General features: G+C 63.7%; 19 protein-coding genes and 1 tRNA gene. 7 read left to right on the top strand and 13 right to left on the bottom strand.

From position 1 onward, the window contains the following. The first annotated feature begins 209 nt into the window (after positions 1-209). From fixL to folD, 3 genes are all read left to right on the top strand, one after another. Positions 210-2,726 carry an oxygen sensor histidine kinase FixL gene (gene fixL, locus ACEN8U_RS20070; RefSeq protein ID WP_035493787.1) on the top strand — a complete coding sequence of 839 codons (2,517 nt, stop codon included), beginning with the start codon at positions 210-212 and terminating at the stop codon, positions 2,724-2,726. Then, a complete protein-coding gene (fixJ, locus tag ACEN8U_RS20065; RefSeq protein ID WP_006051254.1) occupies positions 2,723-3,367 on the top strand; it encodes an oxygen response regulator transcription factor FixJ in 645 nt (214 codons plus the stop codon). The genes fixL and fixJ overlap by 4 nt, the downstream gene beginning before the upstream one ends. A gap of 410 nt (positions 3,368-3,777) precedes the next feature. Further along, entirely contained in the window at positions 3,778-4,638 is an 861-nt protein-coding gene (gene folD / locus ACEN8U_RS20060; protein WP_013588936.1) for a bifunctional methylenetetrahydrofolate dehydrogenase/methenyltetrahydrofolate cyclohydrolase FolD, read from the top strand. Between the two features lie 261 nt (positions 4,639-4,899). Here the strand turns inward: folD and ACEN8U_RS20055 are convergent, their stop codons facing one another. After that, a complete protein-coding gene (locus ACEN8U_RS20055) occupies positions 4,900-6,066 on the bottom strand; it encodes an acyltransferase family protein (protein ID WP_015003199.1) in 1,167 nt (388 codons plus the stop codon). Positions 6,067-6,359: 293 nt separating this feature from the next. Between ACEN8U_RS20055 and ACEN8U_RS20050 the strand changes: the two genes are divergently transcribed. Further along, positions 6,360-8,468 carry a M3 family metallopeptidase gene (locus ACEN8U_RS20050; RefSeq protein WP_015003200.1) on the top strand — a complete coding sequence of 703 codons (2,109 nt, stop codon included), beginning with the start codon at positions 6,360-6,362 and terminating at the stop codon, positions 8,466-8,468. Between the two features lie 161 nt (positions 8,469-8,629). Here the strand turns inward: ACEN8U_RS20050 and ACEN8U_RS20045 are convergent, their stop codons facing one another. After that, positions 8,630-9,922 (bottom strand): amidohydrolase family protein, encoded by a 1,293-nt coding sequence (locus ACEN8U_RS20045; RefSeq protein ID WP_015003201.1) that lies wholly within the window; start codon positions 9,920-9,922, stop codon positions 8,630-8,632. A gap of 207 nt (positions 9,923-10,129) precedes the next feature. Between ACEN8U_RS20045 and ACEN8U_RS20040 the strand changes: the two genes are divergently transcribed. Next, entirely contained in the window at positions 10,130-10,828 is a 699-nt protein-coding gene (locus ACEN8U_RS20040; protein WP_015003202.1) for an aspartate/glutamate racemase family protein, read from the top strand. Between the two features lie 145 nt (positions 10,829-10,973). Here ACEN8U_RS20040 and ACEN8U_RS20035 read toward each other — a convergent pair whose 3' ends face one another. From ACEN8U_RS20035 to ACEN8U_RS20020, 4 genes are all read right to left on the bottom strand, one after another. Further along, on the bottom strand, positions 10,974-11,315 hold the full coding sequence (locus tag ACEN8U_RS20035) for a hypothetical protein (RefSeq protein ID WP_368608187.1): 342 nt from the start codon (positions 11,313-11,315) through the stop codon (positions 10,974-10,976). Further along, positions 11,300-11,902 (bottom strand): type VI secretion system amidase effector protein Tae4, encoded by a 603-nt coding sequence (locus tag ACEN8U_RS20030; RefSeq protein ID WP_015003204.1) that lies wholly within the window; start codon positions 11,900-11,902, stop codon positions 11,300-11,302. Before ACEN8U_RS20030 ends, ACEN8U_RS20035 begins: the two co-directional genes overlap by 16 nt. Then, a complete protein-coding gene (locus tag ACEN8U_RS20025; protein ID WP_310106598.1) occupies positions 11,892-12,464 on the bottom strand; it encodes a hypothetical protein in 573 nt (190 codons plus the stop codon). The genes ACEN8U_RS20030 and ACEN8U_RS20025 overlap by 11 nt, the downstream gene beginning before the upstream one ends. A gap of 924 nt (positions 12,465-13,388) precedes the next feature. Next, a tRNA-Met gene (locus tag ACEN8U_RS20020) sits at positions 13,389-13,465 on the bottom strand. A gap of 295 nt (positions 13,466-13,760) precedes the next feature. Here ACEN8U_RS20020 and xth point away from each other — a divergent pair. Further along, positions 13,761-14,540 (top strand): exodeoxyribonuclease III, encoded by a 780-nt coding sequence (gene xth / locus ACEN8U_RS20015; protein ID WP_015003206.1) that lies wholly within the window; start codon positions 13,761-13,763, stop codon positions 14,538-14,540. A gap of 47 nt (positions 14,541-14,587) precedes the next feature. On the opposite strand, the gene ACEN8U_RS20010 is transcribed toward xth, so the two are convergent. The 4 genes from ACEN8U_RS20010 to glnA all read right to left on the bottom strand — a co-directional run bounded on the left by ACEN8U_RS20010 (position 14,588) and on the right by glnA (position 21,143). Then, positions 14,588-16,732, bottom strand: coding sequence for a prolyl oligopeptidase family serine peptidase (locus ACEN8U_RS20010; RefSeq protein ID WP_015003207.1), 2,145 nt, complete (start codon positions 16,730-16,732; stop codon positions 14,588-14,590). A gap of 145 nt (positions 16,733-16,877) precedes the next feature. After that, positions 16,878-18,395 (bottom strand): nitrogen regulation protein NR(I), encoded by a 1,518-nt coding sequence (ntrC, locus tag ACEN8U_RS20005; RefSeq protein ID WP_015003208.1) that lies wholly within the window; start codon positions 18,393-18,395, stop codon positions 16,878-16,880. Positions 18,396-18,442: 47 nt separating this feature from the next. Continuing rightward, positions 18,443-19,585 (bottom strand): nitrogen regulation protein NR(II), encoded by a 1,143-nt coding sequence (glnL, locus tag ACEN8U_RS20000; protein ID WP_013588946.1) that lies wholly within the window; start codon positions 19,583-19,585, stop codon positions 18,443-18,445. Between the two features lie 142 nt (positions 19,586-19,727). Further along, positions 19,728-21,143, bottom strand: a complete 1,416-nt coding sequence (gene glnA, locus ACEN8U_RS19995) for a type I glutamate--ammonia ligase (RefSeq protein ID WP_013588947.1) — start codon at positions 21,141-21,143, stop codon at positions 19,728-19,730. Between the two features lie 437 nt (positions 21,144-21,580). Between glnA and ACEN8U_RS19990 the strand changes: the two genes are divergently transcribed. Further along, a complete protein-coding gene (locus tag ACEN8U_RS19990) occupies positions 21,581-22,045 on the top strand; it encodes a rhodanese-like domain-containing protein (protein ID WP_015003210.1) in 465 nt (154 codons plus the stop codon). Positions 22,046-22,155: 110 nt separating this feature from the next. Here ACEN8U_RS19990 and ACEN8U_RS19985 read toward each other — a convergent pair whose 3' ends face one another. From ACEN8U_RS19985 to ACEN8U_RS19975, 3 genes are all read right to left on the bottom strand, one after another. Further along, on the bottom strand, positions 22,156-22,986 hold the full coding sequence (locus tag ACEN8U_RS19985) for a competence/damage-inducible protein A (protein WP_015003211.1): 831 nt from the start codon (positions 22,984-22,986) through the stop codon (positions 22,156-22,158). A gap of 37 nt (positions 22,987-23,023) precedes the next feature. Next, positions 23,024-23,857 carry an EI24 domain-containing protein gene (locus tag ACEN8U_RS19980; RefSeq protein ID WP_015003212.1) on the bottom strand — a complete coding sequence of 278 codons (834 nt, stop codon included), beginning with the start codon at positions 23,855-23,857 and terminating at the stop codon, positions 23,024-23,026. Positions 23,858-24,007: 150 nt separating this feature from the next. Then, entirely contained in the window at positions 24,008-25,003 is a 996-nt protein-coding gene (locus ACEN8U_RS19975; RefSeq protein WP_015003213.1) for a sterol desaturase family protein, read from the bottom strand. Positions 25,004-25,046 lie beyond the last annotated feature (43 nt).

Raw genomic sequence — 25,046 nt, 5'->3', positions numbered from 1 at the left:
GCTTCGGCCGATTGTAATAAGGGTCCTGACGTCGGCGCAACAAAATTTTCGAATTACGAGATTGATTCTCATAATGCGAAAAATTGTTGCGGCGCAACCTGATTTGACTGCCTTTGAGCCGATACGTCGGCTAGTGTGCGCCGATTAGCGGCACTTTCCGTGATTTTTTGCGCCATTTGCGAGGGACGCGCTGCGCTACAATGCCACGCATGTTCACCGAACGGCTTTTCGCTCGATCGGCGCGCACCGCTGGTTCGCCGGCGGATTCGTCGCCGTCCTCCCGCTGGCACCATGGGCCATGGTGGTCCAATTCCTATTTGCTCACGCCGCTTCTGTCGATCCTCGTGTTCCTGGTCGTCATGAGCCTGATTTTGTGGAGTCTGAACCGGCGCGAGCAGCAGCAGCAGGAAGACACGCTTTACCGCAACGTCGCCTGGGCGCAGCAGCAGATCCGCCTTTCCATGACGGGCGCGCAGGAACAGATCCAGGCGCTCGCGCGCGACCTCGCCGCGGGCCATGCCGATCCTCATTCGTTCCAGGTGTCCACCACGGACATCATGCAGGGGCATCCCGAAATCCTCTACATGAACTGGTACACGAGCCAGCAGCAGCCGCGCTGGCCTAATACCGCGTTGCCCGTGTTCGGCCAGCGTCTTGCGAGGCCGAACGACACGCAAATGGACGAGGCGGTCAAAGCCGCCTTTGCCGAGGCGCGCAGCACGCGCCGCCAGGTCTACTCGCCGCTCATCTACGACGACGTCGGCAACGGCTACATCACGCTGCAGACGCCGGTGTTCCGCGACCGCGACTTTCTCGGCTCGATCGCCGCCGTGTTCTCGGTGGAAGGCATTCTCAAGCACGACATTCCGCCTGAGCTGTCGGCCAAGTACAAGATTTCGATCATCGACGCGAACAACCGCGAGCTGACCACCACGTCCACGCGGCCGCGCCTGCCGCGCGACATGTTTTACGACCTGCCGCTCGACCCGCCGGGCCAGGGCGTCTCGGTGCGCGTGTACGCGTTCCCGCAAATGACGAACTTCACCAACAACACGCTGGTGTGGCTCGTCGCGGGTCTGTCCTGCTTCGTGCTGTGGAGTCTGTGGAGCCTGTGGAAACACACGCGGCAGCGTTTCGAGGCGCAACAGGCGCTGTATGCGGAAGCCTTCTTCCGTCGTGCAATGGAAAACTCCGTGCTGATCGGCATGCGCGTGCTCGACATGCACGGCCGCATCACGCACGTGAATCCGGCGTTCTGCCGCATGACCGGCTGGGACGAAAGCGACCTCGTCGGCAAGACGGCGCCTTTCGCGTACTGGCCGCGCGACGCCTATCCGGAAATGCAGCGCCAGCTCGACATGACGCTGCGCGGCAAGGCGCCGTCGTCGGGCTTCGAGCTGCGGGTGCGCCGCAAGGACGGCTCCACGTTCCATGCGCGCCTTTACGTGTCGCCGCTCATCGACAGCTCGGGTCGGCAGACCGGCTGGATGTCGTCGATGACGGACATCACCGAACCGAAGCGGGCGCGCGAGGAACTTGCCGCCGCGCACGAGCGCTTCACCACCGTGCTCGAGAGTCTCGACGCCGCCGTGTCCGTGCTCGCCGCCGACGAAGCCGAGCTGCTGTTCGCCAACCGCTACTACCGGCACCTGTTCGGCATTCGCCCGGACGGCCATCTGGAACTGGCGGGCGGCGGCTTCGACAGCTCGCAGGCGTCCTCGGATTCGATCGACATGGTGGACACCTTCGCCGGCCTGCCCGCCGCCGCGCTGACCGAGAGTACGGCCGACGCGCAGGAAATCTATGTGCAAAGCATCCAGAAATGGTTCGAGGTGCGCCGTCAGTACATTCAATGGGTGGACGGCCACCTCGCGCAGATGCAGATCGCAACCGACATCACCACGCGCAAGCAGGCGCAGGAACTGTCGCGCCAGCAGGACGAAAAGCTGCAATTCACGAGCCGCCTCATGACGATGGGCGAAATGGCCTCGTCGCTCGCGCACGAACTGAATCAGCCCCTCGCCGCGATCAACAACTATTGCTCCGGAACCGTTGCACTGGTTAAATCGGGTCGGACGACGCCTGACAATCTGCTGCCCGTGCTCGAAAAGACCGCCCAACAGGCGGTGCGCGCCGGCATGATCATCAAGCGGATTCGCGAGTTCGTGAAACGCAGCGAGCCGAAGCGTCAGGCCACGCGCGTCGCGGACATCGTCGCGGACGCCGTGGGTCTCGCGGAAATCGAGGCGCGCAAACGGCGCATTCGCATCGTCACCGACATGCGCTCGCGGCTGCCGGTCATCTACGTCGACCCGGTGCTGATCGAGCAGGTGCTGGTGAACCTGTTGAAGAACGCCGCCGAGGCCATGGCGGAAGCGCGGCCCAACGCGGTCGATCCGGTGATCCGCGTGGTCGTGCGGCTGGAAAGCGGCTTTGTCTGCATCAGCGTCGTCGACCAGGGGCCGGGCGTCGACGAAGCAACGGCCGAGCGGCTGTTCGAACCGTTTTACAGCACCAAGTCCGACGGCATGGGCATGGGGCTGAACATTTGCCGTTCGATTATCGAATCGCACCGCGGTCGTCTGTGGGTGGTGAACAACGTCGAGTCCGACGGCCACATCACGGGCGCCACGTTCCACTGCAGTCTGCCTATTGGAGAGCCTGACGGCCCGAGCAACGGCGGGTCCGAGGCGCCGACACCACAAACCGTTACGGGAGAGCTATGAACAGCCCAGTCACCACACAGGAAACTGTCTTTGTCGTCGACGACGACGAGGCCGTGCGAGATTCGCTGCGCTGGCTGCTGGAGGCGAACGGCTACCGCGTGCAGTGCTTCTCCAGCGCCGAGCAGTTTATCGACGCGTGGCAGCCGCACCAGCATCCGGGCCAGATCGCCTGCCTGATTCTCGATGTGCGGATGTCCGGCATGAGCGGACTGGAACTGCAGGAACGCCTGATCGCCGACAACGCGTCGCTGCCGATCATCTTTGTGACGGGCCACGGCGACGTGCCGATGGCGGTGTCCACGATGAAAAAAGGCGCGATGGACTTCATCGAAAAACCGTTCGACGAAGCCGAACTGCGCAAGCTCGTGGAGCGCATGCTCGACAAGGCGCGCAGCGAAAGCACCAGCGTGCAGCAGCAGCGCGCGGCGGCCGAGCGTCTCGGCAAGCTGACCGCGCGCGAGCATCAGGTGCTCGAGCGAATCATCGCGGGCCGCCTGAACAAGCAGATCGCCGACGACCTCGGCATCAGCATCAAGACGGTGGAAGCCCACCGCGCGAACATCATGGAAAAGCTCAACGTCAACACGGTCGCCGATCTGCTGCGACTCGCGCTGTCCAACAAGCCGCAACCGGCACAATAAGCGTCGGCGGCGCGCGCGGCACTCGCCGCGGCGCGCCGCGCACCGTCGGCCGGATGGATGCTGTCCGGCTCGCCAGCGGGCTTTCGTCCGCTTCGTTGGTCCGCTTTGTTGGTCCGCTTTGTTGGTCCGCTTTGTTGGTCCGCTTCGTTGGTCCGCTTAGCCAGTCCGCTTGGTCCCTTCTGTCCGGACTCGCGCCCCAGCTTCTGCACTTCCTTGCACCGCCGCCTGGCATCCTTGATGCGGACCTCGGCGGCCTGGCCGCTCGCGCCGGTATAATGACGGACTTTGCAGCCACGCCTATCGCCGATCGGCTTCGCGCGCTTTTCCTGTGCCGACCCATTGCTGCCGAAAAGCGCCATCGTGCGCGGCACGCGCTGCTCCGCTTTCCACACTGCCCCTCTCGACCGACCATGACTGCCAAACTGATCGACGGCCTCGCCCTCTCCAAGACCCTGCGCGCCGACGTCGCCGCGCGCGCCGCCGCCCTGACCGCCCGCGGCCATCAGCCGGGCCTCGCCGTCGTGCTGGTCGGCGACAATCCGGCCAGCGAGGTGTACGTGCGCAACAAGGTCAAGGCGTGCCACGACAACGGCCTGGGTTCGTCGCTCGACCGCTATCCGGCGGACCTGTCCGAAGCGGAGCTGCTGGAACGTATCGACGAACTCAACCGCGACCCGCGCATCCACGGCATTCTCGTGCAACTGCCGCTGCCGCCGCATATCGACAGCCACAAGGTGATCGAGGCGATCGCCCCTGAGAAGGACGTGGACGGCTTTCACGTCGCCAACGCGGGCGCGCTCCTGACCGGCCAGCCGCTGTTCCGGCCGTGCACGCCTTACGGCGTGATGAAAATGCTGGCCGCCTATGAGATTCCGCTGCAAGGCGCGAACGCGGTGGTGATCGGCCGCTCGAACATTGTCGGCAAGCCGATGGCGCTGCTGCTGCTCGAAGCCGGCGCCACCGTCACGATCTGCCACAGCAAGACGCGGGACCTGGCTGCGCACACGCGCCACGCCGACATCGTGGTCGCCGCCACCGGCCTGCGCAACATTCTGACCGCCGACATGGTGAAGCCGGGCGCTGCGGTGATCGACGTCGGCATGAACCGCGACGAGGCCGGCAAACTGTGCGGCGACGTCGACTTCGCGGGCGTGAAGGAAGTGGCCGGCTACATCACGCCGGTGCCGGGCGGCGTCGGTCCGATGACCATTACGATGCTGCTGGTGAATACCATCGAAGCTGCTGAGCGCGAGGCCGCCCGCAAGGGCTGAAGCAAAAAGGAAAGCGCTGGGCAACTGCCAGCCCGGCGCTTTCAACTCGCTACGCAACCCACGATGCGACGAGCGGCGCAACCCACCGCTCGACTCACTGCTCCACCGGCACCCCACCGACATTAACCATCAACCGCGCGTCCAGCATCCGCGTGCCGTTGATTCACGCTGTCCGGTTCATGGGTGTCCGTCGTCTTGGTACCCCGCCTCGCATTACACTCTCATATCAGTTCAAATCCGCGCTGGCTGACTGCAGCCCCCTCAGCGCACGGTTTGACGCGCGCCGCGCCCGGCGCCCGCCGCCGCTTCCCCCGTCGCCTCCGCCGCCACCGTGCGCCGACGCGCGAGGCGCGCGCGACACCACATCAGCACCGGGCGCTCGACGCAGTGCCACGACACAGCCGCACACAGCAGGATCAACGGCGCGGCGACCAGCACGGCCGTCACGTGGCTCAATTGCGGCGCGATATTCGCGACGCATTGCTGCACCATGAAGCCATACAGATAGATGCCGTACGAGTAGTCATGGCGCGGCACGAAGCGCCGCAATAAGGGCGTCGTCCCGGCCCACAGCACTACGTACACGAAGGCCAGATAGAAGAGCGGCTGTGCGCCCGCCGTGTCGCGGAACACCAGAAACACCATCGTGAACCCGAGCACCGCCAGACCGCCGATGCTGATGCGCTCGCGCCAACCATACAGCAGCATGCCGAGCATGAAAAACGGCTCCGGCCAGAACGAATAGCCGCCGGGCGTCTCGCTGAAGTCGCGCAGACCAATCTGCACGAGCGGCAGCGAATGCGGGCCGAGATGCGGCGCCACATGCACGCGCAACACGAACGCGGCAATCCCGAGCGCCGCCGCCAGCGCCGCGCCGCGCGGGCTCGACAACAGCCCGAGCATGCCGGTCACGAGCACGATGAGGTAGCAGCGCACTTCGAGCGGCAGCGTCCACAGCGGAGCGCAGACGTCGACGGGAAAACGGTTGTGTTCAAACACGCCGGGCAGCGCCCAGCCGGTTTTCATGACGATGGTGGAAAAGTTGTCCAGGTTCGACCACGTCATGCCCGAGCTGAAATACGCTCGCAAAGGCAAAGTCGTAAATAGCGGCCCGACGACGAACACCGTCACCAGCGAGCCGAGCGCCACCGCCGGCCACAGGCGCGCGATGCGCAGCACGGCGAAGCGCGGCACCGAGCGTTGCCGGTCGAAGCTCGCGGTCACGAGCATGCCGCTCAGCAGGAAGAACGCATAGACACCGAGCGCGCCGAAGCCGTCGAAACCGAGCGCGTTCTGCACCCAGTCGCTCGTGCCGTCCGGCGCCTGCAGCAGATACGAATGACCGTAGACGACGGACACGGCGGCCACGAGCCGCACCAGGTCGAAGTTGTTGCCGTTGCGCGATAGAGCATGCGAAAGCGGGTGCATCGAGACCTCTGGCAGGAAAACGCCGGCAACCGCGAGCCCGGTTGCCGTGCGACCGCTCGACAATGAGCGAGGGACACGTCAGGATGCGGCGCGGCACTCTTTCGCACCGTTCGCTTTCGCACAGAAGCGCCGCGGGCCGCGACATCTGGTAATTTGTAGGCCGGCATTGGAATCGGCCCACCCTGCCCCAATAATGTCGATGTCAGGTGCACAACCGGCACCGCCGCGCGCGCGGCGCCGCGCACCGGCTAAAGTACCGAATACCCGTTCACCCGCGTCAGACAGGAAGCCTCATGTCCACTACCGTCCCGAATCACGACAATCCGCTCCTCGATTTCTCCGACCTGCCGCGCTTTGGCGAAATCCGCCCCGAACATGTCACGCCCGCGCTCGACGTGCTGCTCGCCGACGCCGCAGCCGCGGTGGAGCGCGCGGCCGAGCCCATCACACCGGCTTCGTGGGCCGATGTCGTCGAGCCCGTCGAGCGCGCGACGGAACCGCTGTCGCGCGCGTGGAGCATCGTCGGTCATCTGAACGCCGTCGCCGATACGCCCGAACTGCGCGCCGTGTACGGCGAAAACCTGCCGCGTGTCACCGAATTCTGGTCGAGCGTCGGACAAAACCTCGCGCTGTACGAGAAATACAAGGCGCTGAACGCCAGCGACGACTTCGCATCGCTCACCGGCGAGCGCAAGAAGATTCTCAGCAACGCGCTGCGCGACTTCCGACTGTCGGGCGCGGAATTGCCCGAAGACCAGAAGCCGCATTTCGCCGAATTGCAGGAACGCCAGGCCGCGCTGTCGAAAGCGTTTTCAGATCACGTGCTCGATGCGACCAACGCGTATGCGTACTTCGTGGAAGCCGGCAATGAGACGGAACTCGCCGGCCTGCCCGACGACGTGATCGAAGCCGCGAAGGAAGCAGCCGAGCGCGAAGGCAAGAGCGGCTATAAATTCACGCTGCATTTCCCGTCGTATTTTCCGGTCATGCAGTACTCGGAAAACAGGCCGATGCGCGAAGCGATGTACCGCGCCTATGTGACGCGCGCGTCCGAGCTCGGTCCGCAATACGGCAACGGCAAGCCCGAATGGGACAACACGGCGGTGCTCGCCGAGCAGCTGAAGCTGCGCGCGGAAGAAGCGCACATGCTCGGCTACCGGAACTTCGCCGAAGTCTCGCTCGCGCCAAAAATGGCTGAATCGCCGGAACAGGTCATGGCGTTTCTCGAAGACCTCGCCACGCGCGCGCGGCCGCATGCCGAGCAGGACTGGAAGGAGCTGCGCGAATTCGCGGCCGGTGAACTGGGTCTCGCCGACCTGCAACCCTGGGACATGACGTTTGCCGCCGAGCGCCTGCGCCAGAAGCGCTATTCCTTCTCCGAAAACGAAGTCAAACAGTACTTTCCGGAAGACGCCGTGTTCAAGGGACTGTTCAAGGTCACGGAGACGCTCTTCGGCGTGCGTATTCGCCGTGACGAGGCGGCCGTGTGGCATCCGGACGTGCGCTTTTTCCGCGTCGAAAACCAGGACGGCGGTCTCGTCGCGCAGTTTTACCTGGATCTGTACGCGCGCGAAGGCAAACGCGGCGGCGCGTGGATGGACGACGCGCGCGGCCGTCACAAGCATACGCACGGCGGCGTGCAAACGCCGGTGGCCTATCTGACCTGCAACTTCTCGGCGCCGGTCGGCGGCAAACCCGCCTGCTTCACGCACGACGAAGTCATCACGCTGTTCCATGAATTCGGCCATGGGCTGCATCACATGCTCACGCGTGTCGACGAGCTCGGCGTCTCGGGCATCAACGGTGTCGAGTGGGACGCGGTCGAACTGCCGTCGCAATTCATGGAGAACTTCTGCTGGGAGTGGGACGTGCTCTCGGACATGACATCGCACGTCGACACCGCCAGGCCGCTGCCGCGCGAACTGTTCGACAAGATGCTCGCCGCGAAGAATTTCCAGAGCGGTCTCGGCACTTTGCGGCAGATCGTGTTCTCCATGTTCGATATGCAATTGCATACCGGCTTCGACGTGGATGGCACGAAGAACGCGACGCAACTTGCGAGCGAGATCAACGAGCGCTTCCACGTCGTGCCGCAAGCGCCCTTCTCACGCTGGCCGAACACGTTCAGCCATATTTTCGCGGGCGGCTATGCGGCGGGCTACTACAGCTACAAGTGGGCCGAAGTGCTGTCCGCCGACGCCTACGCGGCATTCGAAGAAGCCGCCCAGGCGGCGAGCGGCAGCGTGCTCGATCAGACCACGGGCATGCGTTATCGCAAGGAGATTCTGGAGGTCGGCGGCAGCCGCCCGGCCATGGAATCGTTCAAGGCGTTCCGCGGACGCGAGCCGAACATCGACGCCTTGCTGCGGCACAGCGGCATGGCGCCGGCCGCGGCGCATTGACCGCTTGCTGTGAAGCGTTGAGCGAACGCGCGGCGCGGGTTCTGCTGTTCCAGCGCCGATAAACGAAAGCCGGTGTTCCGCGCGAGCGGGCACCGGCTTTTTTGTCTGCTCATGCGATGGCGCGCGTGCTCGCCGATTGACGTGCGCGCGGCGCGCGGCAGTCAGTCGCGGTGCAGCTTGAAATCCACTTCGGCAGGACGCCCTTCGAGCGACAGCGCCGCGCGCGCCGCCGGCGCCCGGCTCACCACTTTGCCCCGGCTGATGACCGCGAGACGCGCCGCGCGCAGGCGGATCGCTTCGACGGGATCGCGTGCGTCGAGCAGCACGAGATTGGCGGCGCAGCCCGGGGCGACGCCGTAGCCGCCCAGACCGAGAATGCGCGCGCCGTTTACCGTGACGGCGTCGAAGCAGGCGTGCATGCCGTCGACGCCCGTCATCTGCGCGACGTGCAAGCCCATGTGCGCGACCTCCAGCATGTCGCCGGAGCCCAGGCTGTACCAGGGGTCCATCACGCAATCGTGACCGAAGGCGACGTTGATGCCGGCCGCCATCATCTCCGGCACGCGCGTCATGCCGCGCCGCTTCGGATACGTGTCGCTGCGCCCCTGCAACGTGATGTTGATGAGCGGATTGGCGATGGCCGACACGCCCGATTCGCGCATCAGCGGCAACAGCTTGCTCACGTAGTAGTTGTCCATGGAATGCATGGACGTCAGATGCGAGCCGGTGACACGCCCCTGCAAGCCGAGCCGCAGCGTTTCGGCCGCCAGCGTTTCGATGTGGCGCGACAGCGGATCGTCCGATTCGTCGCAGTGCATGTCCACGCGCAAGCCCTGTTCGGCCGCGTACTCGCACAACATGCGCACGGATTGCGCGCCGTCCGCCATGGTGCGCTCGAAATGCGGAATGCCGCCGACCACGTCGACGCCCATTGCGATGGCGCGCTTGAGGTTCTCGAAAGCGCCGGGGCTACGCAGCACGCCGTCTTGCGGAAAGGCCACGAGTTCCAGATGCAGATACGGCGCCACGCGGCGCTTCACCTCGACAAGCGCCTCAACGGCCAGCAGGCGCGGGTCGCACACGTCGACGTGACTGCGGATCGCCAGGAGCCCGCGCGCCACCGCCCAATCGCAGTACTGCAGCGCGCGCTCGATCAGCGCCTCCTGCGTGAGCTGCGGCTTCAGTTCGCCCCACAGCGCAATGCCTTCGAGCAGCGTGCCCGACGCGTTCACGCGCGGCAAACCGTAGGAAAGCGTCGCGTCCATATGGAAATGCGGATCGACGAAGGGCGGCGTGACGAGCGAGCCGGCGGCGTCGATTTCCTCGCGCGCGGCGGCGGCGAGGTTTGCCTCGACTGCGACGATGCACCCGGCTTCGATGCCGATGTCCACCGGATGCCGCGCTTGCGGCGCAGTGCGTGGCGGCAGCATTGCGCGGCGGATGATCAGATCCATATCTCGCTCCTTTTCTGTGGGCGTTCGCGGGATGGTTGACGACGATTCTATCGGCGTCAGAAAGGCGGCGCGGACTTTGTGCAAATGTGGCGGATAAATTCGAGATCCCGTACTGGCCGGCAGCGCGAAATCCGTACCGGCAACTCGCGCCGCGGCACCCCTATACTCGGCTCAGTCTTGCAGATTTGTTCATTCGGGAGCGCGCAGATGAAAACGATAGGGGTGATCGGCGGCATGAGCTGGGAGTCGTCCGTCGAGTACTACAAACTGCTCAATCGCCACGCGAAGGCGCGCCTCGGCGGTCATCACAATGCGCGCAGCCTGATGCTGACCGTCGACTTTGCGCCGATCGAAGCGAATCAGCGCGCGGGCGACTGGCACGCGCTCGGCGAGCAGATGGCGGATGCAGCGCGCCAACTGGAGCGCGGCGGCGCCGAACTGGTGATGCTCGCCACCAACACGATGCATCGCGTGTATGAATCCATCGAGCGGGCCATTCACGTGCCGTTCCTGCATATTGCGGATCCGACCGGCAGCGCGCTGCGCAAAGCGGGCGTCGAACGGGTCGGCCTGCTCGGCACCCGTTATACGATGGAGCAGACGTTTTACACGGGCCGGCTGCGCGAACGCTACGGCCTCGAGACGCTCGTGCCCGACGAAGCGGAGCGCGCCGGCGTGCATCGCATCATTTACGACGAACTGTGTCACGGCAACGTGAAGAGCGAATCGCGTGCGGTGTATCAAACTGTGATCGAATCCCTGCGCGCACGCGGTGCAGAGGCGGTGATTCTCGGCTGCACGGAAATCACACTGCTGATCAAGCCGGAAGACTCGGCGCTGCCCGTTTTCGATACCACGGCGCTGCATGCGCAAGCGGCTGTGGAGTGGGCGATTGCCAGTGAGTGAGGCGGCAACGCGCACTGCAGCGATGCGTGACGCGGTGCCGTCGGCAGGCTCACGCGACTCACAAACCGCTCGAGCTCACGCGTGAACTGCTGTGCGCGTTGCTCAACGAAAAGCCTCGCCGATGCGGGGCGTTCAAGCTGCTCAGTCAACGCCAGATAGCGGCATAGAAGATCATATAGAAAGAAACCGTACCTAAAGCGAGTAACAACGCCGTGCCGATTCGCGGTGCAGTGCTATTGGCGGTTCTAAATCCTGCCATTGCCCAAATGATGGTCGGCGCGAAGATGAACGCGGCGATAAACGCATAGCGGAAGGCTGAGACGTCGCAATGCTCAATGTCCCAACAGCCGCGCCAACGCGTCATGAACAGCGGCCACGATAGCCGCTGCGACAGTCGACTAATCCATAATGCCGATTGCCACGACAACACCATGCCGACGCACATATAAGCGATTGACCACCCGACGCGCTTCACTTGATTTCCCAAAAGAGAATCTGTTTCGATTTGCCGAGGTCGGAGTACCACGCCGACGATATGCCGAGCGTGAAGCGCATAAATGTATCGACCGCACCACCGAAGCCTGGCGAGGTCAGTTTGCTGCCGTTCCATAGATCAATATGGCCGCCGCTTGCACTGTCAGTGCTCTCCTCGTCGCGTGTCCAGTATTGCGAGAACTGAACGATCCCGGTACGTCCCCTGATGACATCTTGCCAGTACGGCCCGGTTATGTCTTCAGCTTGAGGCAGTCCCGCAAAAGGTTGCAGCTTGAGCCATTGTCCCATCTCATCGGCACGCGTTGCCGTTGCCTTACCGTCCAGAATGATGCGACCGATGCTCGGCTGGCTGGAAGAAGGTCGAACCAACTTTGAGGAAAACGACTTCATGTCGATACCGACGCGATGGAGTGCAACGCTCATGCGAATGGCGCATTGATTCTTGTACGCGGGGTTGGCGTACGGGTTGCTGCCTGGATAGTTCGCCCAAAGCTGCGCGAACGACACCGTTTTTAATGGCACCTCCTTGATCGAGCCCGGCGTGCCGTTCGTACGTACAAGGGTCTTTTTATTCGGCATTGTTCCACCCCTCCTGGATCAGGGCTTCTTCGCCCCAATAGACCGTATAGGAAGCGGCGGCGTCGGTGAACACACGCGGCAACAGTCCGCGAGCATCAACGCGCCCGCTATGCACCGCACCCGCCGATGTTTCGATGAAGTACGGATAGCCGACAATCGTGGAATGATCGCCAGTGGTCAGCACCTGTTCGTCATAACCTGCTGCGAATGCGGTACCGATTGATGCACCGGCAACGGCCTTACCCGTCAATCGGGCCGCGTCTTCCGCCGAAAATTTCATGCTCATATTTCGCTGCGCGAAGAACACGGGCGGCGGCGTGCAACCGCATATATTGATATCTCCGCTTAGCGCCCATTGCTCGCCGTTTGGGCCGGTGCCCGGCCAACGCGGCCCTTGGGGCGCTATGTAACCCTCCTGTTTGCACGCGTTGCACCATGTCTTCATGTAGAGCGTTGAAATCTGGATGCGCGGCGGAGGGTTCGAGCACGAAACAGAATCAAGTCCTTCGATAACCGTCGCTTCGCCGCCCCGATCCCCCATACCAAGGAATGAGCGGATCATGCAGCTTCGCCTACGAATAAACCGGGTTCATCGTCTGTGACGAAGACGGTTGATAAACGCGGTGCGCGATGAGAGCGATTGCTAACGGCATCGCCGTCCTCTGGCTGGCTACCGACGACAGCGTGACGGTGCGTACAGCGACCGTTGCAAAATGCGAACAACATCCCTTTTCGTTCTTGATCTGCCATTCCACGGTCTCCAGTGAGTAGAAAAGGCGACAGGCGGATGAACCAAGCGGCAGCCTGCGACGGGTAAACGAAGCGTGGATGCCATCGTCGGTGGACCGTCAAGAGGTGGATATCAGCCAATTCCGAAACAGGGCGCGATCTATTCCACACGCATAGCCGCGTAGTCAAGTTTGAGATTGCACAATTTCCGCCTAAGTCTCGGGGACCACTCATCGTCCACGCTGACAGGTACCGATGCACAGCGCAAGCCGCTCGTGCGCGTTGCCAATTTGACGACCTCTCGCCCTGGTCAGGTCATTCGTGGGGGGCGTGTGCGCCGCGCTCGCGATCGTGCTAATGCGCTGATGCGCTGATGCGCTGATGCGCTGATGCGCTGATGCGCTGATGCGCTGATGCGCATGAAAGAATCAGCGTAAGCATAGTGGACCGCTGCGGGGTAACGCAGAACGGTCATGCTACGGATAGGTCGCCGCCGTTGGATCAGCGGTTCGGAGTTGCATGACAACCCATTGCCCCGCTAATCGCCGAGGCATACCTGCGACTGAACGTAGGCGGATCGTGGCCACAGAGACATTCGGGGGGCTCAACAGATAGGCAACAAAAAACCCGCTCGTGGCGGGTTCAGTTTTTTTGCATGCCGGCATAGCATGGCGCGGCGATTGTCCAGTGACGGACTAAGAACAAATCGGCGCAATCATCTTGGAGACAGAAAACCGGCTACATGCGTTGCTGTTATTGGTTGCGGGGACAGGATTTGAACCTGTGACCTTCGGGTTATGAGCCCGACGAGCTGCCAGACTGCTCCACCCCGCGTCAGAGAAAAGAGATTGTATAGGGATGTGGGGGAAACGTCAACCTGCTACCGCAGAAACGTCGCCGGTTTTCTACAAAACGCGGAGCACATCGGCACATTGCTTCGTCATCCTTATCGAACCGCAAGCGCGGCAACGGGCTCTCGGCGCACACATCCACGCCCCTCTTCGCCACGACTGGCTGCGTCACCGTTGATTCTCGCTTGCCGTGAGACGATCCGACGACGCGAAAATCCTCGCTGCGCCTCCACGCTGGTAAGCTACGGCTCCTGCGCCATTCAGCTCGAGAATTTCCCGTGAAAATCGCCACCTGGAACGTCAACTCTCTCAAAGTCCGTCAGCAGCATGTGATCGACTGGCTCGAAACGAGCCGGACCGACGTGCTGTGCCTTCAGGAATTGAAGCTGCCCGACGAGAAGTTCCCGCGCGCCGAGCTGGAAGAGAAAGGCTACCGGAGCTGGTTCGCGGGCCAGAAGACGTACAACGGCGTCGGCATCCTCGTGCGCGAGGGGCTTTCTGTCGACGAAGCCAGCGTCGTGCGGAACATTCCGGGCTTTGAAGACCTGCAGCAGCGCGTGGTCGCGGCGACCGTCCACGGCGTGCGTGTCATTTCCGCGTACTTCCCCAACGGCCAGGCGCCCGGCACGGACAAGTTCGCGTACAAGCTGCGTTGGCTCGCCGCGCTGCACGACTGGGTCAGAAGCGAGATGGCGCTGTATCCGAAGCTCGCGCTGCTCGGCGACTACAACATCGCGCCGGACGATCGCGACGTGCACGATCCGAAGGCATGGGAAGGCCAGAATCTGGTGTCGCCCGAAGAACGCGCCGAGTTCGTGCGCTTGACGGAGCTCGGTCTCGTCGACGCCTTTCGCCAGTTCGATCAGCCGGAAAAAATCTACTCGTGGTGGGACTACCGGATGATGGCGTTCCGCCGCAACGCGGGGCTGCGTATCGACCACATTCTGCTGTCGAAGCCGCTCGCCGAAACGTGCACATCATGCGAAATCGACAAGGTGCCGCGCAAGTGGGACCAGCCGTCGGATCACGCGCCGGTGGTCGCGCAAATAGGCGCGTAACGGCAGACAGGCGCAGCGACCGGCGACCGGCCACGCGCTCCCTCCGCTCAAGCCGAAGCGCCCAACGTTCCCCACAGGAACCCGAACACCATCGCGTCATGCTCGGCCTGCTCCAGCTCGTCGGCGCCGCCGTGCCCGCCTTCGGTGTTCTCGCGATACCACACGTTGTCTACGCCGAGCGCCTGCATGCGCGCCGCCATCTTGCGCGCGTGGCCGGGATGCACGCGATCGTCGGCGGTCGAGGTCGTGAACAGCACCGGCGGATACTTCACGCCCGCCGACACGCGATGGTACGGCGAATAAGCGGCGAGCACGCGCGCGTCGTCGGGATCGTCCGGATCGCCGTATTCGTCGATCCATGACGCGCCCGCATGCAGCAGGTGATAGCGGCTCATGTCGAGTAGCGGCACCTCGCAGACCACGGCGCCGAACAGCTCGGGACGCTGCACCATGCACGCCGCCACCAGCAGGCCGCCGTTGCTGCCGCCCTGAATGCCGAGCTGCCTGGCGGTCGTCACGCCGCTCGCAACGAGCGCCTCGGCCACCGCGATGAAATCGTCGAAGGCGCGTTGCCGGTGTTCGATTTGCGCCGCCGTATGCCAGCGCGTGCCGAACTCGCCGCCGCCGCGAATGTGCGCGACCACATACACGCCGCCGCGCTCGAGCCAGCCGATGCCCTGCCCCGTCAGATAGCTCGGCAGCAAGGGAATCGCGAAACCGCCGTAGCCGGTCAGAAGGCACGGCCGCGCCGGTTGCGCGACTGCCGCCTCGCCGGCGGAATCCATGCGTGCAGCCGTTTGCGCGTCGCGCGGGCCGATCACCGTGTACGGCACACGCGTGCCGTCCGCGGAAACCGCATGGCCGCCCGTCACCGTGAAGCGCGTGGCGTCGAACTGCGTCGGCCAGCGGTCGAGCAACGCCCAGTCGTTCAGATCGTCGCGGGCAAGATCGGCGAGCCAGTACGCGGGCGGCCGCAGATAGTCGTCGGTATCGACGAACACTTCATCGTTCAGCGTCGACTCCACCGGCGAGACGTCGGCCTGTCCGTCGTCGCGCGACGGAAAGACGCGCTGTTGCCACTGCCACGTCTGCGCGGCGGATTGCGTCGGCGCGAACAACAAGGTCCTGTTCTGTACGTCTTCCAGATACGACACGATGAGCTGGTTGCGCGTATGCGTCCATTCGCACGCGGACGTCTGCGAAGTCGGCATGAACAGCGGCGTCACCTCGCGCTCGCCGCGCATGAACGCGTCCTCGCGAATCGCCAGCAACGCGCCGCCCGGATACACGACGTCACGGCAGTGCCAGTCGAGCCGCGGCTCGAGCAGAAGCCAGCCCTGCCAACCGCTCACCGCCACATGCGAGGGCACGTCATAGCGGCGCCAGGCATCGGCGGCAACGGGCGTGCCATCTGCCATCTCGAGATAGTACGTGTGCGAATCGAAGAAATCGACGCTGCTCACCACCGTGTGGCGCTTTTCCACCGGATCGTAATGCGCTTCCACGCCGATGTCGCCATGCGCGCCTCTGAACACAACCGGCGCGTCGGCGAGCGCGGTGCCGCGCGTCCAGCGCCGCACCTCACGCGGATAGCCCGAGCGCGTGAGGCTCTTGCGCCCATTGTCCCAGCCGACGTAAAGCGTATCGCGGTCGATCCACGACGCCGTGTGCTTGCCCGCCTTCGGGATCGCGAAACCATCGTCAAGAAAGCGCCGCGCGTCGATGTCGAACTCGCGCACCACCAGCGCGTCCGAGCCGCCGGGCGACAGCGTGATCAACGCGCGGTCGCCGTCCGGATAGAGAATGTCCAGTTCGACGCACACCCAGGGCGTGCCCTCCGCCTCGCCGAGCGCGTCGAAGTCGATCAGGTTCTGCCAGTCAGGCTTGCCGGCGCGCCACGCCGCCCACGGAGTGCGCCGCCACAGCCCTTTGGGATTGTGCTCGTCCTGCCACAGGTCGTATGCCCACTCTTTCCAGCGATCGGGAATGACGGGGCGCTCGCGCGGCAGATAGGCATCGGCGAGCCGTTGCCTGAGCGCCTCGAATGGCGCGCCGCTGCACCACGCGGCGCGCGTGCGGGCATTCTGCTTCTCGACCCATGCCAGTGCATCGGGGTCGTCGAGCGCTTCGAGCCAGAGGAAAGGATCGGGGGAAAGCGGCCAGGGAGAAACAACGGAAGAAGCGGAAGGCATCGTGGGCTGTCGGATGAAAACAGCGTTGATTATGCCTTGCCGCGGCTCGAACACGCTCGGGTGCGGCTCCGACACGTATGGAACGCGGCTCCGACGCGGGCAGAACTCGGGGTGACCGCTCCCGCACGCGGTCAACCCCGAGCTCTCACGGTTCCAGGTTCAGTTCCTGAATCTTGCGCGTAATCGTGTTGCGGCCGATGCCAAGACGCTCCGCCGCCTCGACTTTGCGCCCGCGCGTGAAGTCGAGCGCCTCGCGTATCACCGCGGCTTCAAAGCGGCGCGCGAGTTCGTCCATCACATCCGCGGAATTCTCGCGCAGCAGGCGCGCGACTTCGGTGCGCAAGCCGCCTTCCCATGCGCTCACGGGCGCCGCGACTGGCATCCCGCCCACCGTGCCGGCCTGCGCCGCGGCACTCGCCCCATTGATCGGCGCCGTGGCCGCGAGGCTCGCGTCCGCCATGCCGATCGCCGCACCGCCACCGCCGGCAAGATCCGTCGCGCCCGCCTGAGCGGGACTGAGATCCGGCGGCAAATCCTTGATCTCAATGGTCTGCGCAGGCGCCATCACCGTGAGCCAGTTGGCGAGATTCTCCAACTGCCGCACGTTGCCCGGAAACGGCAGCGACGCGAGATAAGCGAGCGCTTCCTCAGAGACGCGCTTGGGCTCCACGCCCAGATCACGCGCGCTCTTTTGCAGGAAGTGCCGCGTGAGCAGCGGAATATCTTCGCTGCGCTCGCGCAACGCCGGCAAACGCAAGCGAATCACATTGAGACGGTGATACAGGTCCTCGCGAAACAGTCCCTGACGCACGCGCGATTCCAGATTCTGGTGCGTGGCCGCGATCACGCGCACATTGGCGCGCAGCGGATTGTGACCGCCGACACGATAGAACTGGCCATCCGACAGCACGCGCAACAGCCGCGTCTGCAGATCGAACGGCATATCGCCGATTTCGTCCAGAAACAGTGTGCCGTTCTCCGCCTGCTCGAAACGGCCCTGGCGCATGGCCTGCGCGCCGGTGAAGGCGCCGCGCTCGTGACCGAACAGTTCGGACTCCAACAGATCTTTAGGAATCGCCGCGGTGTTCAGCGCAATGAAGGGACCGTTCGCGCGTGGGCTATGTCGGTGCAACGCACGCGCGACCAGTTCCTTTCCGGTGCCCGATTCGCCGGTAATGAGCACGGTTGCGGCGGAATGCGACAAACGGCCGATCGCGCGAAACATGTCCTGCATGGCGGGCGCCTGGCCGAGCATTTCCGGTGCATCGGCGACGCGCTCATCCCACGTCTGCTCGCCGCGCATGCTTTCGTCCACTGCGCGGCGGATCAGCTCGACCGCCTTGTCGATGTCGAACGGCTTCGCCAGATACTCGAAGGCGCCGCCCTGGAACGCGGCCACCGCGCTGTCCAGGTCGGAGAACGCCGTCATGATGATGACCGGCAGACCCGGCACCTTGTCGCGCACGGTTTGCAGCAGTTCGAGGCCCGAGCCGCCCGGCATCCGGATGTCGGACACCAGTACCTGTGGGCTTTCGTGGTCGAGTGCCGCCGACGCCTCGCGCACGTTCGCGAAGCTGCGCGTCGCGAAGTTCTCGCGCGCGAGCGCTTTTTCGAGCACCCAGCGAATCGATTGATCGTCGTCTACTATCCAGATCGGCTTCATATAGGTCTGTCAGAAGTCTTGAGATGCCTGCGGTGAACACAGGCGTGTCAGTAGTCGAGCGGCAGCAGAATCTGAAACTCGGTGTGGCCGGGCCGGCTTTCCACTTCGATCAGGCCGTCGTGCTGCTGCACGAACGTCTGCGCGAGCGTGAGGCCGAGACCGCTGCCGTCCTCACGCCCCGATACGAGCGGATAGAAAATGCGGTCGCGGATGTCCTCGGGAATGCCCGGGCCGTTGTCGACAATATGCAAGTCCAATGCCAGCTTACATAAGCGTTTCGACACCGTGATCTTGCGCGCAATGCGCGTGCGCAATTCAATGCGCGCGTCGCCTTGCGAAATGCGTTCGCGCAGCGCCTCGGCTGCATTGCGCACGATGTTCAGGAGCGCCTGGATCAGTTGCTCCTTGTCGCCGCGCAGGTCCGGCACGCTCACGTCGTAATCGCGCTCGATGGTGAGGCCGCGCGGAAACTCGGCGAGAATCACCTGGCGCACGCGCTCGCAGACTTCGTGAATGTTCACGTCGCCGACGATATGCGGATGGCGGTGCGGCTCCAGCAAACGGTCGACGAGCGTTTGCAGCCGGTCCGATTCCTTGATGATGACCTGGGTGTACTCGCGCAACTCGTCGCGCTGACGCTCGCCGAGTTCGAACTCGAGCAGCTGCGCCGCGCCGCGAATGCCGCCGAGCGGGTTCTTGATTTCGTGCGCGAGATTGCGGATCAGCTGTTTGTTGACGGCCGTGAGGTCGTTGATGCGCTCCTCGCGGTCGCTGCGCAAATGGCGCTCGTTCTCGAAGAGTTCGAGCAGCACATAGTCTTGCGCGCTTTCCAGAAAGCCGACGATCGCGTGGACGTGCAGCGGCTCGTGACCGGGCCGCTCGAGCACGGCATCGAGATGCGTCGCGTGAAAACGGTGGGCGGCAATCGCGGTGATGGTCGCGATCAGTTCGTCCGCATTCGAGAAGATGTCCGGCCACGCCATCTGCGTCAATTGCTTGCGCGAGAGCTCGAGCATCGACTCCGCCGACGGATTCGCAAACGCGACACGCAGCGTGCGCTTCTCGAGGATCAGCACGACGGTCGGCAAGGCCTCGAAGCCCGGCAACAGTCCGGAGGCGACGAGCTGCGCGTCGTCCGACAGCGTGTCGACGTGCCCTTTTCTCGCCTTGATCAGATTTTTTAGAACCATCTTGCAGTCTGGCCGATAGGAGATGGTGGCAAACCACTGCGCCGGTCTAACGAAAAAGGGACGGCGCCGCCGTCCCTTCGTGACCGATCGCGAGCGTCGGACAACGCGCTTCGCCGTTCGACAGGCGAAGCGCCATTGCCGCTTACAGCGAGTAGTACATTTCGAATTCGATCGGGTGCACCGACTGACGATAACGCTGCAGCTCGTTCGTCTTCAGTTCGATGTACGCGTCGAGCATCGAGTCCGTGAACACGCCGCCGCGCGTCAGGAATTCGCGGTCGCCGTCCAGCGCGTCGAGTGCCTGGTCGAGGCCGGCGCACACGGTCGGGATCTTTGCATCCTCTTCCGGCGGCAGGTCGTACAGGTTCTTGTCGGCAGCTTCGCCCGGATGGATCTTGTTCTGCACGCCGTCGAGACCCGCCATCATCAGCGCGGAGAAGCACAGGTACGGATTCGCCATCGGATCGGGGAAGCGCGTTTCGATACGGCGGCCCTTCGGGTTGCTCACGTGCGGAATACGGATCGACGCCGAACGGTTGCGAGCCGAGTAAGCGAGCTTCACGGGTGCTTCGAAGTGCGGCACGAGACGCTTGTACGAGTTCGTCGACGGGTTCGTGATCGCGTTCAGCGCGCGAGCATGCTTGATGATGCCGCCGATGTAGAACAGCGCGAATTCCGACAGGCCTGCGTAGCCGTTGCCCGCGAACAGGTTCTGACCGTCCTTCCAGATCGACTGGTGAACGTGCATGCCCGAACCGTTATCGCCGACGACCGGCTTCGGCATGAACGTGGCCGTCTTGCCGTACGTGTGCGCGACGTTCTGGATGATGTACTTCATCTGCTGCAGCCAGTCGGCGCGTTGCACCAGCGTCGAGAACTTGGTGCCGATTTCGTTCTGGCCCTGGCCCGCGACTTCGTGGTGATGCACTTCGACCGGAATGCCGATCTGCTCGAGCAGCAGACACATTTCCGAGCGGATGTCCTGGAACGTGTCGACCGGAGCGACCGGGAAGTAGCCACCCTTCGTGCCCGGACGGTGGCCGGTGTTGCCGCCTTCGAATTCCTTCGACGACGACCACGGTGCTTCTTCCGAACCGATCTTGACGAAGCAGCCCGACTGGTCCGTGTTCCACTGGACGGAGTCGAAAATGAAGAATTCCGGTTCCGGGCCGAAGAAGGCCGTGTCGCCGAGACCCGAGCTCTTCAGATAGGCTTCGGCGCGCTTGGCGAGCGAGCGCGGGTCGCGCTCATAGCCCTTGCCGTCCGCCGGTTCGACGACGTCGCAGGTCAGCACCAGAGTGGATTCTTCGTAGAACGGGTCGATGAAGGCCGTGTTCGCGTCCGGGACCAGCAACATGTCCGATGCTTCGATGCCCTTCCAGCCGGCAATCGATGAACCGTCAAACGCATGGCCGCTTTCGAACTTGTCTTCATCGAATGCCGACACCGGCACCGAAACGTGTTGCTCTTTGCCGCGCGTGTCGGTGAAACGGAAGTCGACAAACTTGACGTCTTCGTCTTTGACGAGTTGAACGACGTCGGCCACGGATTTACTCATAACCTATCTCCTGATTAACGAATTCGGCGGATTCAGCCGCCGCCCAATCTAGCTGACCCGTCCCGGCGCGTCCACCCCTCAATTGTGAAGAGCGAATATGAAAATTAGCCGTCGCAGATCGATCGGCGCTAATAAAGCAGCAACTGTGCCATGTATGCGCCAACACGGCGCGCAGGCACGCGGCGCGCGCGTCGGCGGGGAATGCGCGCACCGAAGGGTATGCAGCCCTTAAATTAGCGCGACCGCCATCGCACCAGAATGGGGCGTTTCAGGAAGCGAGGCGGCCGCATATCTCTCTTTTGGTGCATTCGCTGGATTTTGCACCATTTGTGAGCATAACGCACCGCCGGACGAGGCGCTCGGCCCCTCACGCCCAGCCGCCCTCGCGGCCGCAAGACGGCGCGCTAGAATAATCCTTTACCCGAGGAGACCGACGCATGAGCTCGCTAGAACAGCTGTATTCGCAAGCGGACAAACGCCGCACCGACAATCAGTTGCCGTATGCCGGCGCGCTCTCGCCGGCCGAGGCGTTCGAGCTGCTGCAGCTCGATCCGCGCGCCCGTCTCGTGGACGTGCGCACGCGCGCCGAACTCGACTGGGTCGGCCGGCCGGTGGTCGGCGACGGGCAGTATGCGCACGTGGAATGGACGCGCTATCCGGGCGCCGTGCCGAACCAGGAATTCCTGAGCCAATTGGGCGACGTGGCGTCGCCGGATACGCCGGTGCTGTTTCTGTGCCGCAGCGCCGCGCGCTCGAAGCTCGCCGCGATCGCCGCCGCACAGGCCGGCTTCACGAAGGCTTATGACCTGCTGGAAGGTTTCGAAGGCGACAAGGACAGCCAGGGCCACCGCAAGACGGTATCGGGCTGGTGTTTCCGCGGCTTGCCGTGGATCGGCGCATAAGAGCCCACACGCCCACGGCTGCGGGCCGCGTTCGCAGCCAGCCTCGCCGCACGCACGAGCTTGGCCAGCCGGCTCGGTAAAGTCGCTGGAGTGGGCAGGGCTGGCAAAGATCAGCCGCGCGGTTTCGCCGCCGCGGCCTCGTGCTCGACGATGTCGCCGCCGAGCAGATGCACGCCTTCGCGCAGCTTGACGAACGCCGCCGCTACCGCTTCCGGCTCGCCCTTCACACCCAGGTCTATGTGATGGCGCGCGTAGACGCCGCCGCGCTCGGCGTCGCCGACGCTCGGCAGGCTGAACACCCGCACGCCCGGAAAATCGTGCTCGATTTTCTCCATCAGCGGCGTGAGACGCGACTCCGGCAACTCGAAGACCAGCAGCGACTTTTCCGAGTGCGGCATCGCGTGGTGCAGATGCGCGTAGTGCGTGTCGAGCACCCACTCGATCATCGGCCACGCCATGACGGGGAAGCCCGGCACGAAGTAGTGCTCGCGGATCGAGAAGCCGGGAATCTTGTTGTAGCCGTTCGGAATGATCGCCGCGCCTTGCGGATACGTGCCCATGTTCAGCCGGTGCAGATTCTCCGGCGAATTCAGATCGAGCGGCGTGGCCGCTGTCGCCGGATACATGTCGCGGATGCGCTCCTGAATCAGCTGCTGCGCCTCTGGATGCAGTTGCAGCGGCACGCCGAGCGCGGCCGCCGCGCATTGACGCGTGTGGTCGTCCGGCGTCGCGCCAATGCCGCCCGTGGAGAACACGATATCGCCGGACTCGAACGTGCGCCGCAGCGTGGCCGTGATGCGCTGCGGATCGTCGCCGATGTACTCCGCCCAGCCGAGCGACAATCCGCGCGCGCCGAGCAGTTCGATGACTTTCGGCAAATGCTTGTCGACGCGCCTGCCCGACAGGATTTCATCGCCGATGATAATGACGCCAAATGCCATTGCCGCCTCTTGGGTTATCTCGTTCGTTAATCGGTAGTCAATACGGAACCGGCGCGGCGTGCCGCCCGCCGCCGGCCTCGTCCGCGCGCATGCGCTGCAGCGCCCGCAGACAGTAGTAGCCGAACCAGAGCGCCGAAAACACGAGGATGAACGCGTAGATCCAGATCGTCACCGCGGTGATGACCGGAAACAGCACCACGAGCCACACCGACGACGCCCACAGTAGCGTCGGCAGCGAACCGAGCAGACCGCTCCCGACGCCGATGAGCAGCAGCGGCAAGCGGAAGCGCCGCAGCAGCGCGCGCCGTTCGTCGCGGGTGGCGTGCAGCGCGAGTGCGTCGTACGTCATCACGCGGTAAGTCAGCCAGCCCCACAGGAGCGGCGGAATCAACGCGAAAAACGGCGGCACGAGCCACAGCGGCAGCGTCACGATCAGCAGCACGAGACATACCAGCGTCGTCCACAGCGCCTCACCGAGGCTACCGTACCACGTTCCGCCGCGGCGCATTTCGAGGCTGGCGAATTGGCGCGTCGACAGAAAACGGATGACGGCCGGCATGGAGAGCGTGGCGATAAGCAGCAGGACCGTGACGACAATCAGCGGGATCGTCATCGCGATCACGAGGAACGGCGCAATAGCCGCATGCAGCGCCGAAAAGCCGAGCGAATCGAAGAGGTGGTAAAGCGTGACGGTGAACGACCAGCTCTCGAGCCAGCTGCGGGTCGCGCCGATCAGCGTCTGCCACGAAAACCACAGGATCACGCCCCACCCGACCGTTGCCGCGACGAACGGCATAAAGGTCAGCCAGAGCATGCGCGGGTGGAGCGCGCTTGCGAGTGCGCGCCCGAACGAGCGCAAAAGGTCATTCATGCGAGCCAGTGACGGTGAGTGCAACGATCAATGAAGGAAGCGACGCAGCGGTCGTTGAATACGGACCGCGAGGGCAAACGTGGACAGCATAAACCACGTGACGGGCCGCCGGGGAGACGGACGGCGCACGAAAAAGAAAGTCGGGTGGGTTCAGAGCGCGGTCGCACCGCCCTCGGTGCGGCGCCGTGCGGTAAGGCGCCGGCCGATGCGCACGAAGGCAAGCCAGTGCTGCGCCCAGAAGCCTTCGCCGTATGCACGCCCTTGCAACTGGTCGCTGATGCCGGTCGGCTCCAGGTCGCGGCTCCACGACACGCTGCGAAACAGCATGTCCCACCACGGAAAGAGCACGCCGAAGTTGCAGCCGTATTTCAGGCCCTCGTGACCATAGCCGATCGCATGATGGCGCCGATGGAACGTCGGGCTGACGAGCAGACGCTCGCCGAGCCAGCCGAAGTACAGGCGGATGTTGGCGTGCTGCACGCTCTGCGCGAGATTCGTGATCGCGACCAGCACGACGAACTGCGACGGCGGCACGCCGATCACAAGCGCGATGACCGCGAAAAACGACGCCTGCAGCAGGTCGTCGAGCAGATGATTGCGGTCGTCGGCCCACAGCGACATTTGCTGCTGGCTATGGTGCACCGCGTGCAACTCCCACCACACGCCGATGCGGTGCTGCCAGCGGTGATACCAGTAGCCGGCGAAGTCGAGCGCGAGCAGGTACATCGCGAACGTGACGAGCGGCTCTGTGGTCACGCCCGGCCACAGGTTGTCGAATTCGATATTCGAAATGTTGTGCAGACGCAGCCACGCCTGAACATTGTCGAAAAATGGCTGCAGCGCGAAGAAAAAAAACAGGTTGAGAATGCCGAGCTTGGCGATCCACGTATAAATGACGTCGACGCGCACGGCCTTGCGGTTGTCCCATTGCTCGACCGGACGCAGCGCCTCGAGCGGCCGCAGGATCGCGTACATGGCCAGCACCTCGAGGACGCCCACGATCACCCAGTAAAGGCTGTCGTAGGTGTCTTCGTCGTAGTCCATCAGATCGAAGTGGAACAGCAGCGGCTGCACCACGTTGACGTACAACAACGTCTGCGCGGCGGAGACGAAGTTGTCGAGTGAGGAGAAGATCAGATGGAACATGGCGCTGGTCGGTGACTTCGATCTGGGCGGCTCGCTATCGCGC

It is taken from the genome of Paraburkholderia phenoliruptrix, from assembly GCF_047325075.1.
Classification (GTDB): domain Bacteria; phylum Pseudomonadota; class Gammaproteobacteria; order Burkholderiales; family Burkholderiaceae; genus Paraburkholderia; species Paraburkholderia phenoliruptrix.
Note: the sequence above shows the minus strand (reverse complement) of the source record. Positions and strands in the feature narration are given on the sequence as shown.

Excerpts from the sequence above, each read along its gene's own strand:
- fixL (WP_035493787.1), top strand. The coding sequence starts at position 210 with ATGTTCACCGAACGGCTTTTCGCTCGATCGGCGCGCACCGCTGGTTCG.
- fixJ (WP_006051254.1), top strand. The coding sequence starts at position 2,723 with ATGAACAGCCCAGTCACCACACAGGAAACTGTCTTTGTCGTCGACGAC.
- folD (WP_013588936.1), top strand. The coding sequence starts at position 3,778 with ATGACTGCCAAACTGATCGACGGCCTCGCCCTCTCCAAGACCCTGCGC.
- ACEN8U_RS20055 (WP_015003199.1), bottom strand. The coding sequence starts at position 6,066 with ATGCACCCGCTTTCGCATGCTCTATCGCGCAACGGCAACAACTTCGAC.
- ACEN8U_RS20050 (WP_015003200.1), top strand. The coding sequence starts at position 6,360 with ATGTCCACTACCGTCCCGAATCACGACAATCCGCTCCTCGATTTCTCC.
- ACEN8U_RS20045 (WP_015003201.1), bottom strand. The coding sequence starts at position 9,922 with ATGGATCTGATCATCCGCCGCGCAATGCTGCCGCCACGCACTGCGCCG.
- ACEN8U_RS20040 (WP_015003202.1), top strand. The coding sequence starts at position 10,130 with ATGAAAACGATAGGGGTGATCGGCGGCATGAGCTGGGAGTCGTCCGTC.
- ACEN8U_RS20030 (WP_015003204.1), bottom strand. The coding sequence starts at position 11,902 with ATGCCGAATAAAAAGACCCTTGTACGTACGAACGGCACGCCGGGCTCG.
- ACEN8U_RS20025 (WP_310106598.1), bottom strand. The coding sequence starts at position 12,464 with ATGATCCGCTCATTCCTTGGTATGGGGGATCGGGGCGGCGAAGCGACG.
- ACEN8U_RS20010 (WP_015003207.1), bottom strand. The coding sequence starts at position 16,732 with ATGCCTTCCGCTTCTTCCGTTGTTTCTCCCTGGCCGCTTTCCCCCGAT.
- ntrC (WP_015003208.1), bottom strand. The coding sequence starts at position 18,395 with ATGAAGCCGATCTGGATAGTAGACGACGATCAATCGATTCGCTGGGTG.
- glnL (WP_013588946.1), bottom strand. The coding sequence starts at position 19,585 with ATGGTTCTAAAAAATCTGATCAAGGCGAGAAAAGGGCACGTCGACACG.
- glnA (WP_013588947.1), bottom strand. The coding sequence starts at position 21,143 with ATGAGTAAATCCGTGGCCGACGTCGTTCAACTCGTCAAAGACGAAGAC.
- ACEN8U_RS19990 (WP_015003210.1), top strand. The coding sequence starts at position 21,581 with ATGAGCTCGCTAGAACAGCTGTATTCGCAAGCGGACAAACGCCGCACC.
- ACEN8U_RS19985 (WP_015003211.1), bottom strand. The coding sequence starts at position 22,986 with ATGGCATTTGGCGTCATTATCATCGGCGATGAAATCCTGTCGGGCAGG.
- ACEN8U_RS19980 (WP_015003212.1), bottom strand. The coding sequence starts at position 23,857 with ATGAATGACCTTTTGCGCTCGTTCGGGCGCGCACTCGCAAGCGCGCTC.
- ACEN8U_RS19975 (WP_015003213.1), bottom strand. The coding sequence starts at position 25,003 with ATGTTCCATCTGATCTTCTCCTCACTCGACAACTTCGTCTCCGCCGCG.